The 11,596-nt window shown below is 70.2% G+C and carries 3 protein-coding genes; 1 reads left to right on the plus strand and 2 read right to left on the minus strand.

The genetic code is table 11. From position 1 onward, the window contains the following. Positions 1–191 precede the first annotated feature (191 nt). Positions 192–2,174 carry a carbamoyltransferase family protein gene (locus WME76_RS12430; RefSeq protein WP_437960349.1) on the plus strand — a complete coding sequence of 661 codons (1,983 nt, stop codon included), beginning with the start codon at positions 192–194 and terminating at the stop codon, positions 2,172–2,174. 55 nt (positions 2,175–2,229) lie between these two features. Here the strand turns inward: WME76_RS12430 and WME76_RS12435 are convergent, their stop codons facing one another. After that, positions 2,230–3,057, minus strand: coding sequence for an FkbM family methyltransferase (locus WME76_RS12435; protein ID WP_437960350.1), 828 nt, complete (start codon positions 3,055–3,057; stop codon positions 2,230–2,232). 61 nt (positions 3,058–3,118) lie between these two features. Then, on the minus strand, positions 3,119–11,578 hold the full coding sequence (locus tag WME76_RS12440; RefSeq protein WP_437960351.1) for an amino acid adenylation domain-containing protein: 8,460 nt from the start codon (positions 11,576–11,578) through the stop codon (positions 3,119–3,121). Positions 11,579–11,596: the final 18 nt, after the last annotated feature.

Consider the following 11,596-nt stretch of genomic DNA (forward strand, 5'->3'; position numbering starts at 1 on the left):
ACGACGCGCCTGGCCACATGCTCCCTGTTCGCTGCCTCGGAGAGCCATGCTCCGGCAGAAACACGAATGGAATTAGCCCCGTTCGCGGCGTCGATCACACCGCTCGAGTATTTCATTGATAGCCATGTCCGCGCGTCGATTTGCTCATCGACGATGGTTTACTTATCGCATTCGAATGCTATCCTCCACTCATGCGAATCCTTGGCATTAGCGGCGGCCACGAGCCGGACCATCAAGGTTATCCGAGACCAGCATTCAACGCGGCGACGTCGCACGACGGCGCCGCCGTCCTCCTCGAGGACGGAGAGGTAGTCGCGGCGATCGAGCAAGAGCGGCTCAACCGCCTCAAGCATTCGAACAAGGCGCCCTTCCAGGCAGCGCGCTTCTGCCTGGAGAGCCGGGGGCTCCGCGTCGACGATGTGGACTACATCTGCTTTTACATCAGCGAAGACTGGTGTAACGCCCAGGTGAAGCGCGGGCTCTTCTCCGCCGACCCCGAGCTGCGCACGGCGCACGATGTGATGAGGCGCCTCGTGCTCGCCGAGTTCGGCGTCGACGTGGAGCCCGAGCGAATCCAGTTCGTGAAGCATCACACGGCCCACGCGATGAGCGCGCTGATCGGCTCGGGGTACGAGAGCAGCCTCGTGCTGACGCTGGATGGCTGCGGCGACGGCGAATCGGGATCCGTCTCCGTCGGCTCCGGCGGCGAGCTTCAATCGCTGAGAGACATCGCGGAGCGGGACTCGCTGGGCAATTTCTACCTCCAGGTGATACGCTTCCTCGGGTTCTCGCTGTTCGACGAGTACAAGGTCATGGGGCTCGCCCCGTACGGCGATCCGCGCAGGTACCGGGCGCTGTTCCAGGCGATGGTCACGCTGCTCCCGGAGGGCGCGTGGACCATCGACGCCGACAAGATATTCGATCTCCACGACGTGATCCGGCCGCGCGCCCCGCGGGAGCCGATCACGCAGGACCACAAGGACATCGCCGCCTCGCTCCAGGAGGCGCTCGAGACCATCGTCTTCCATTGCCTGCGGCACTTCCAGCGGGAGACCCGACAGGCGAGCCTCTGCTTCGCGGGCGGCGTCGCGCACAACTGCACATTGAACGGGAAGATCCTCCGCGCCGGGCTCTTCGAGCGGGTGTTCGTCCAGCCAGCCGCGCACGACGCCGGCTGCGCGCTCGGCTCCGCCATGGCCGTGCACACGCGAAAGGCCCCGGCGCGGCGACCGCCCGCGATCAGCCATCTGTACTGGGGAAGGCACATCGGCGAGCGGGCCGAGGTGCGACGAGCGCTCGATGCGTGGCGCGATCTCATCAGCGTGGAGGAGCTCGCCGACGCGCCGAAGGCCGCCGCCGAGCTGATCGCGGCGGGGAACGTGATCGGGTGGGCTCAGGGCCGGTCCGAGTTCGGTCCCCGCGCGCTCGGCAACCGCAGCATCGTGGCGGATCCCCGGCCGGCGGCGAACAAGGACATCATCAACGCCATGGTGAAGAAGCGCGAGGAGTTCCGGCCCTTCGCGCCCTCCGTGACCGAAGAGGACGCGCACGACTATTTCGATCTCGGCGGCGCGGAGACCATGCCCTTCATGATCTTCACGGTGCCCGTCCACGAGCACAGGCGACAGCAGCTCGGCGCCATCACCCACGTGGACGGGACCGCGCGGGTCCAGACGGTCTCCAGGCGCACGAACCCGCGCTTCTGGCAGCTCATCCGGGCCTTCGGCGACATCACCGGCGTACCGGTGGTGCTCAACACCTCCTTCAACAACAACGCCGAGCCGATCGTCGACTCGGTCGACGACTGCGTGACCTGTTTCCTGACGACGCGGCTCGACAAGCTCGTCGTCGGCGACTACCTCGTCCACAAGAAGCCTGCGCCGCCGTCGGCCTATGCGGAGCTCGTCCCGTCGTTTCCGACCTTCGTGAAGCTGCGCTCGCTGCGAGGCCCCACGCCGGGCGGCCACGTCGTCGAGCGCGCGATCGTCACGACCTACAACGACGCGAAGTATCCTGTCTCTGAAGAGACGTTCGAGGTCCTCTGGCGGGCCGACGGCCAGAAGCGGCTCCGCGAGCTGCTCGACGACGTGACGGACCGGGAGGCGGTGATCGCCGAGCTGATCGAGCTCTGGTCGCAGCGCGTGGTGCGCCTCTTGCCCGCTACCGGCCACTGACGGCGGACAAGGGGGGGAGCCGCCGAGCACCCCGAGCCCGGCGCTCCCCCCCATTCTACCGGTACCCCGTCATGGTGATGATCACGTCCTCGGGGCAGATCTGATCGGTCTCCACCTCGAACCCGTGATCGCGCAGCATCCGCCGGACGCGCTCGCCTCTCCCGCCGAAGTCGTGCAGCTCGAGGACGACGGCCCGGATCCTGCCCCAGTCGCCGGGGCGAATGCCTTCCAGCACGTCGATCTCGGCCTTCTCGGCGTCGATCTTGAGCAAGTCGATGTGCTCGATCTGCTCCCGTTCGATGAGCTCGGACAGCGTCGTGAGCTCGCATTCGACGCGCCTCATGCCACGCCTCATCCACCACGCATGACAGTCGATGAGCAGCGAGTTCACCGCGCGCGGGAGGTGCGTCATATAGGCCGGCAGATCCGCGTGGTGCTTCTCTCGGATCCGTTCGTCGTAGATGGCCGCGAGCGTGGCCTCTTTGTCGTCGCTCGCCATCATGTCGTACATGCTCGAGATGGCGCTCTGGCGCGGAGCATAGTGGAAGGTCGCGGTGCCCGCGGCTCGACCGAGGCCCGCGCGGTGCAGGCGCACGCGCTCCGATCCGGACGACCCCAGGTTCATCCGGAGGAGCTCGAAGGTCTCCGGGATCGGCTCGAAACAGTGGATGCGCGCTCGTCCGCCGGTGCGCTTCAGCACCTCGAGCGCGAAGAGGCCGATGTTCGCGCCGACGTCGATCACCGTCACCTCTCCGCCGGCCAGGAGGCTCTGCACGCGAGGCCTGAAGTAGCCCTGCACCTGGAGATGCAGGGTCCTCGCCATGTCGGGGACGCGATCGTGAACGACCCTCTGGTCCGGCAACTGGATTGCGAACGTCTTCATGCTGGCTCATCCCAATGGGTTGTGTCCGTGCCTCGCGACGCCGCGCGCGCGCGGGCTCTGCTCACCGGCACGCGCGCGCGATCGCCCGCAGATCGTCGATGACGTGGTCTGCGACCCTCTGCGCGGTCGCTGGCGCATGCACGTTTGCGCTGTAGCGCCACCGGAACGTCAGGGCGTCTCCGCGGACCAGGACGTGGCACTCGAACAGATTGAACCGCAGGTTCGTCGCGGCCTCGTCATACCCCGTGGATTCATTCGCCACGCGCAAGATCGATCCCTGCGCAGGCGGCTCGACGCGCCCCTGGTAGTTGAACAGGATCCCCGGTCGCTTCCGGAGCCGCCCGAGCTCCGCGCTGAGCCGGGCGTCACCGCCGAGGTACTTGAGGAGGTTGTAGCCATGGCCCCCGTTCGGGATGCGATCGATCTGCCGGCTCACGTCGAGCAGCGCCGCGAGGGGCTCTTCCTGGCTCGGGCGGCGGAGCACGAGCACCCGCTCGGCGCTCAGCCAGCCCACCGTGCGCGACGCGTCGAGCTCCGCGCGGTGGGGCATCAGATCACGCCCCGAGTTCAGGACCATGATGTCCTGATAGGAGCGGCCCGTCCAGGCGGTCACGCCGCGGAGGACCGCGGCGATGAGCGCGTTCTCGGCGCTCACCCCGAAGCGCGCCGGCACGTCCCGCAAGATGACCTGGGACTCCTGTTCGGGGAGCGACGCCCAGTGATCGCGGACCGACTCCACGGTATGGAGATGGCGGGTCGCCGGGTGGTCCGCCGGGAGGAGGTCGATTTCGTCCCAGGGCAGCGAGAGCCAGTAGGCGCGCTCGTTCGGCAGGATCTCGTCGTTCACCCACCGCTCGAGCGCGCGCGTCCAGCGGCCAGGCGAGGCGCCCCTGGGCGGCAGGCGGGGCGCGGCCGTCGTCGCGAGCTGATCGTAGATGGATTGCAGGTCGAGCGCGGCGATCATCATCGACATCCAGTCGACAACGAGGTGGTGCGCGTTGAGCCATAACCGGCCTTGTCCCTGCTCGTCCCACCGGAAAAACACGATCCGGAACAGCCGCCCGCGCTCGAGTTCGTACTCGTCCTGCATGCGATCGCAATGCCGCTCGAGCTCGGCCGGGCGCTGATCCTCCGGGACCTTCGACAGATCGACGCAGGCGAACGGCGCCTCGGTCCACGGCGCGTCGATCACCTGGCGAAGGCCGCTCGGAGCGCGCTCGAAGCGCGCGCGGAGCGCCTCATGGCGGTTCACGAGGAGCAGCGAAGCGCGCGCGAGCCTGTCGAGATCGAGCGGCGCCACGGCCTCGAGCAGCAGATTCACGTTCCAGCGCGCCGGGCGGGTGCGCTCGGGGGCCTGCTCCAGGTACCAGCGCTGGAGGACGGTGAGCGGTTGCTCCCCGATCTCTCGTTCGACGTCCCCCTCCGCGCGGTCCAGGGAGGCGCAAGCGGTCACGAGGCGCGCGATCGTCTGGTGCTGGAAGAGCTGCCTCGGCGTGATGTCGAGCCCCGCCTCCCGCGCCCGCTCCACCAGCGCAATGCCAAGGAGCGAATCCCCTCCGAGCGCGAAGAAATTGTCGTCCACGCCCACCCGATCCAGCTTGAGGACGCCGGCCCAGAGCGCGGCCATCCGGCGCTCTGCCTCCGACGATGGCGCCCGGTAGGCCGCGCTCGCCCCAGGGCGGTGCTGGAGAGCGAGATCGAGGACCGCCCTCCGATCGACCTTGCCGTTGGCCGTCAGAGGCATGCGCTCCAGCGCGACCCACGCGCTGGGCACCATGGTCCGCGGCAGCCTCGCGGCGACGACCTCCTCCAGGACGCGAGGCTCGATCGCGGCGCCCCGTTCAGCCACGTAGCAGGCGACGAGGCGCCTGGTCCCGCTCGGGGTCGACTCCACGCACACCACCGCTTGCCTGACCTCGGGATGCTGCGCCAGCGCGGCTTCGATCTCCCCGAGCTCGATGCGGTTTCCCTGGATCTTCACCTGGAAGTCCTCCCGTCCGATGAACTCGATGTTCCCGTCCGGAAGGAATCGCCCGAGATCGCCGGTCCAGTAGAGCCGCTCGCCCGTCTCCGGGTGCTCGAGGAAGCGCTCCGCGGTCTGCGCGGGATCCCGATGGTAGCCGCGGGCGAGGCAGATCCCACCGACGTACATACGGCCGACGACCCAGTCGGGACACGGCTGCATGCGCTCGTCGAGCACGTGGACACGCTGGTTTGGGAGGGGCTTGCCGTAGGGGATGCTCTTCCAGGTCGGGTCCACGTCTCCGATGGGATAGAAGATCGACCAGATCGAGGTCTCCGTCGGCCCGCCCGCCCCGATGACCTGCGCCCCCGGGCAAACGCGGCGGATCCGATCGGGCAGGGACACGGGGATCCAGTCGCCGCTCAGGATGACCCAGCGCAGCGAGGGACACGCCCGAGGACCGCCGCCGAGGTGCTCGATGAACATCTGCATCAGCGCGGGCACCGAGTTCCAGACCGTGATCTGGTGGGTCTCGATGAGGTGCCGAAAGTAGGCCGGATCCCGCGCGCCCAGTGGTGAGGGGATGACCAGGGCGCCTCCCGCGCCGAGCAGACCGAACACGTCGTACACGGAGAGATCGAAGTGAACGGCCGAGAGCGCGAGGGCGCGATCCGAGGGGGAGACCTGGAAGCGCTCGTTGATCTCGAGGATCGTGTTCAGCGGGCCGCGGTGATCGAGCGCCACGCCCTTCGGCTTCCCCGTCGAGCCCGACGTGAACAGCACGTAGGCGAGATCGTCCGGCCCCTGGACGGCCGCGACCGGGCTGTCGTCCTCCGACGCGAACGCGCTTTCGTCGTCGACCGCGATCAGGCGCAGGGCGTCCGGCCAGGGAAGCGAGGAGGCCAGACGCTCCTGCGTGAGGACGATCTCCACCTGCCCCTGATCCAGGGTCGTGCGGATGCGTTCGATGGGCCACTCCGGATCGACGGGCAGGTACGCCGCCCCGGATTTGAGGGCCGCCAGGATCGCCACGATCTGCGCCCATCCCTTCGCCGTGGCCACCGCGACGAGCGCGTTCGGTCGGGCTCCGAGCGCGCGAAGGCGCCGGGCGAGCGCGCTGCTCTGCCGATCGAGCTCCCCGTAGGTCAACGTCCTCTCGGGGCTGATGACCGCCGGCGCGGAAGGTCGCAGCGCCGCTTGCCGCATGAACCCGCTGTGCAGGAGGTCGCTCGGGACCTCACGCGTGGTGTCGTTGACGCTGGCGCGGACAGCTCGCTGCCGCTCCGGGAGCTCGATGGTCGCCGCCCTGGTCCAGGACGCGTCGTCGCGAGAGAGGCGGCTCAGGAGCGCCTCGTACGCCTCCAGGAGATCCACCGCGAGGCCTTCAGGAAACAGATCGTCGGCGGCGCTGGAGAGCAGCGCGAAGCCCCCCTCGTCCTGCCGGATCTCGTGCTCGATGCAGGAAGCCTGCGTGCCCTGCACACCTCGCTCGGATTGGAAGGGCGCGGGGACGTGCAGCCTGACAGCCGTCGCGCCGGGGTGGAGCACGCCTCCATCCGGCGCTCGCTTCCCGGGCGCGATGGCCTCGTCGAAGGACCGGGCGAGATCGACGAACGGCGTCTCGCCACCGCGGCTCACCTCGATCGGGCCGCTCCCCGCGCCGATGGAGACGGACAACACGCCGTCCGGCGGCTCGCCCGACGCGCCGACCACGACGACGAGCGGCGACGTGCTCCACGCGGCGACGGCCTGCGCGAAGGCGGCGACGACGGCTGCCCCCGGGCTCACGCCGAGGAGCGCCGCGCGCGCCTCGATCCCGCGAATGAGCCCGGCGTCGACGCGCCGGGTGCGGCGGACGAGCCGAGGTGGCTCCCCCGCAGGGTCGCTCCGCACGAACGGGAGCGCGGGCGCCGAGAGAACCCGGCGCGCCGCCGCTGCCGTCGCGGGTCCGAGCGCGTCGCGGGGGAGGAGCTCCGAGACCCTCGTGTCGGGCTCACGCGTCGCCTCGGTGAGGAGGCGCTGGAGGAGCTCGGCGTGGCGCGCGATCGTCGCCTCGCAGAACAGCGCCGTGTCGTACTCGATATGACCGCTCAGGGTCGCGCCGTCGTGCTGCATCGACAGGGTGAGGTCGTACTGCGACGTCCCGGGATCGAGGTCGATGGGCGTCACCCGCGCCCGCCCCAGCGCGACCGGCGCGGGCACCTTGGGCTGGAAGGCGAACATCACCTGAAACAGCGGAGTCCGGCCGAGGTCTCGCTCCGGTCGAACGGCGTTGACGAGCCGCTCGAAGGGGATGTCCGCGTGAGCGAACACGCGCACCGCCGTGCTGCGCACCCGCGCGAGGAGCGCGCTGAAGGGCGGATCGTCCCCGAGATCGCCGCGGAACACGAGGGTGTTCACGAAGCACCCGATGACGCCCTCGAGCTCGGGGTGATCACGCCCCGCGATCGGCGTCCCGACGAGGAGGTCCGCCTGCCCGCTGAGCCGATGGAGCAGCGCGAGGAACCCGCCCATCAAGATCATGAACGGCGTCACGCCGCGCTCGCGGCCGAGGCCCTCGATGGCCTCCGTCAGCGCTCGCGAGAGGCGGAAGTGGTGCCGCGCCCCCTGATACTGCTTCTCCGCGGGACGAGGGTGATCCGTCGGGAGATCGAGCGTTTGACTGGCGCCCGCGAGCTCGGCCTTCCAGAACGCGATCTCCTCGCTCCGCGTCGCCTCGTCCCAGCACCGCCGCTCGTGGACCGCGTGGTCGCCGTGCTGGACCGGGAGCGCGCCCCAGCGGGGGCGCTCGCCCGTCGAGATCGCTTCGTAGGCGGCGGCGAGCTCGCGCACGAAGATCTCGTGCGACCAGCCGTCCGTCACGATGTGGTGCATCGCGAACGCGAACAGGTACCGCTCGTCGTCGATCTGCGCGAGCTCGGCCCGCACCAGGGGGCCTCTGGCGAGGTCGAACGGGCGCCCGGCCATCCGCCGGAGCCGCACGAGCGCCGCCGCCTCGCGCGCGTCCGGAGCGAGCGCCGTGTGCCGGTGATCGACCTCCTCGAAGTCGAGCTGCGCTGACGGCTGAACGATCTGGACGGGAGCCCCGTCGACGACGCGGAACACGGTGCGGAGGGCCTCGTGCCGCTCGATGACGGCGTGGAGCGCGCGCTCGAGGGAGCGCACGCACAGAGGCCCCGCGATCTCGGCCGCACCACCGACGTTGTAGGCCCCTGTCCCGGGCGCCAGCCGGTCCAGGAACCAGAGCCGCGTCTGCGCGTACGACAGCGGGATCACCGCGCCAGGGTCGCGGCGGCGCAGCGCCGGACGCGTCGAGGGACGCGCGACCTGCTCGATCCGCTGCGCCAGGTCGGCGAGCACCGGCGCGTCGAACAGCCACCGGAGCGGCACCTCGGCGCCCGCTCGCTCGCGGAGGCGGGAGACGACGCGCATCGCGAGCAGCGAGTGGCCCCCGAGCTCGAAGAAATGGTCGGTCCTGCCCGGCGCGCGCACGAGGAGCTCTTCCCACACAGCGGCCACGAGCCTCTCCGTCTCGGTCGCCGGCGCCTGCCGATCTCGCGCCGGCGCGCGCTCCAGCGCGTCCGGGCCCGGGAGCGCCTTGCGATCGATCTTGCCGTTCGGCGTCTGCGGCAGCCGCGGCAGCTCGACGAAGCGCGCCGGGATCATGGCTTCGGGCAAGAACGCGCGCGCGTGCGCCCTGAGCGCGTCGGGGCTCACCGGCTCCGCCGCGGGCACGTAATAGGCCACGAGCACCGACTCGCCCACCGGGTCCCGGTGCGCCGCGCAGACGCACTCCCTGACGCCGGGGTGGCGCGCCACGGTCGCCTCGATCTCGCCGAGCTCGACGCGGAAGCCGCGGATCTTCACCTGATGATCGATCCGGCCGAGGAACTCGATCAGCCCGTCGTGCGTGATTCGCGCCAGGTCGCCGGTCCGGTACATCCGCGCGCCCGGCGCCGTCGAGAACGGGTCCTCGACGAACCGCTCCCGGGTCAGGTCGGGCCGGCCATGATAGCCACGGGCCAGGCCCGCTCCGCCGATGTACAGCTCCCCGGCCACGCCGATCGGGAGCAGCTCGCGCCGCTCATCCAGGATGTAGATGCGCGTGTTGGCGATCGGGGATCCCAGGGTGATCCTGTCCGGATCGTCGACGCGCGCCGCCGCGGACCACACGGTCGTCTCCGTCGGGCCATACAGGTTCCAGAGGCAACCCGCGCGCGCGCTGAGCTCCCGGGCGAGGTCCGGCGGGAGCGCCTCCCCGCCCGACAGCGCACGCAGGTGCGGGCTGCCGGTCCACCCCGCCGCGAGCAGGAGACGCCAGGTGCTCGGCGTCGCCTGCATGACCGTCGCTCCCGAGCTCTCCAGCGCTCGCAGGAGCGCGGTGCCGTCCCGCGCTTCGGCGGCGGACACGAGGACCGTCTTTCCGCCGACGCTCAGCGGCAGAAACAGCTCCAGGACGAAGATATCGAACGACGCCGTTGTCACCGACAGCATCACGTCGCCGGCGTCGAGACCGGGCCTGTCCCGCATCGCCTCAAGGAAATTCACGACGCTGCGGTGCTCGACCTGCACGCCCTTGGGGTGTCCGGTCGAGCCCGACGTATAGATGATGTAGGCGAGATCCCGGCTGCAGGGCGGCGCCACGAGCGGCTCCTCCGCCAGGCCGGCCTCCGCGGCGAGATCCTCGAAGAACACCGTCCGCTGCGGCTCGCCGGCGAGCGACAGCCGCAGCGCGCGCTGCGTGAGCAGGACGGCGGCCCCGAGATCGCGCAGGATATAGGCGATGCGCTCGCCCGGCAGCGCGGGATCCAGCGGCACGTAGGCGCCGCCCGATCTCAGGATCGCGAGCAGCCCGATGACGAGATCGAGCGATCGCTCCATGCAGATCGCCACCGGGACGTCCGGGCCGACGCCCATCGCGCGCAGCCGGCGCGCGAGACGGGCGGAGGCGCGGTCGAGCTCTCCGTACGTGATCTCGTCATCACCGAACGCGAGCGCGACGCGCTCCGGATGGCGCTGCGCCTGCCGTTCGAAGAGCTCGTGCACGCAGAGATCCTCGGTAAAAGGCCGCTCCGTGCGGTTCCATTGCTCGAGCAGCAGCGCGTCGTCCTCGTGCACGACCGGCAGATGGAGCACGCGCGTGTCGGGGCGCGCGGCCGCCGCGCGCAGGAGCGCCTCATAGCTCCTGAGCATCCGGTCCACCGTCTCGCGGCGGAACAGATCGGTGTCGTACTCCAGATCGAGCCGGATGCCCTGCGGGCGGTCCCAGGCCTCGACGGTCCAGTCGTACTTCGACGTCATCACCGGCACCTCGACCGGCTCGAGCGTGAGCCCCGTGAAGACCGGCAGATCGGCCGCCGCGTTCTGCAGGATGAACAGGGTCTGGAACAGCGCCGCGTGGGACGTGCTCCTCTCGGGTTGCAGCGCCTCCACGAGCAGCTCGAACGGCAGCTCGTCGTGCGCGAAGGCGTCGAGCACGTCGCGCTTCGTCCGGCGGAGGAGCTCGACGAAGCCGGGGTCGTCCGAGAGGTCGGCGCGAAGCGCGAGGTTGTTGACGAACATCCCGGCGATCGGCTCGATCTCTCGCCGCGTCCGCCCGGCGACGGGCGACCCGACCACGACATCGAGCTTCTGCGTGACGCGACACAGGAGGACCTGGTACGCGGCGAGGAGCGCCATGAAGAGGGTGACGCCCTCCCGCTGGCATAGCGCCTTCACCGCCGCGGAGAGCCGGGGTGACAGCGTGAGCGACGCCTTCGCCCCGCGGTGCGCCTGCGAGTCCGGGCGCGGCCGGTCCAGCGGAAGCTCGACGAGCGCCGGCGCGCCGCGCAGCCGCTCCTTCCAGTACGCGAGCTCTCGTTGAAGGCGCTCCTGGCTCCACTGGCCTCGCTGCCAGACGGCGTGATCGCCATACCGGACGGGCAGCTCGGGCAGCTGCGGGGGGCGCCCCGCGACCAGCTCGTTGTGGAGCACGGCGAGGTCCCGGAGCAGCACGCCCCAGGTCCAGTGATCGCTGGCGATATGATGTGTCGCCAGGAGCAGGACGTGCTCCTGCGCGCTCAGGCGAAAGAGGGCAGCCCGGAGGAGGTCGCCTCGCTCCAGCGCGAAGGGCGCATGGGCGATCTCTGCGCATCGGAGGACGAGCTCGCGCTCGCGGGCCGCCGGCGCCATCGTGGAGAGGTCCGTGACCGCCACGGCGACGCCGGACGCTGGCCGCACCTCCTGATACGGGTCCTCGGCGTCCTCGCCGAAGCGCGTCCGCAAGATCTCGTGCCGCTCCGCGAGGAGCGAGATCGCCCGCTCGAGCGCCGCCACGTCGAGCGAGCCCCGGAGGCGCGCCGCCCCATGGAGATTGTACGCAGGGCTGTCGGGCTCGTACTGGTACAGGAACCAGAGCCGCTGCTGCGCGAACGACAGGGGGAACCTCGACCGCGTCCCGGTCCGCTCCGGCCCCGCCGCCGCTCCGCCGCCGGACGGACGCTGTCCCTTCAGCTTCGCGACGAGCGCCTTGAGCTCCTCGGACGACAGGCCCTTGATCCGCTGCTGCAGCTCGCTCAACGTGACGTCCCTCTCCCG

Origin of the sequence: Sorangium sp. So ce119, assembly GCF_051524405.1 — a bacterium.
GTDB lineage: Bacteria > Myxococcota_A > Polyangia > Polyangiales > Polyangiaceae > Sorangium > Sorangium cellulosum_G.

Bases quoted from the DNA above. Each gene is read 5' to 3' on its own strand.
- WME76_RS12430 (WP_437960349.1), top strand. From the start codon at position 192: ATGCGAATCCTTGGCATTAGCGGCGGCCACGAGCCGGACCATCAAGGT.
- WME76_RS12435 (WP_437960350.1), bottom strand. From the start codon at position 3,057: ATGAAGACGTTCGCAATCCAGTTGCCGGACCAGAGGGTCGTTCACGAT.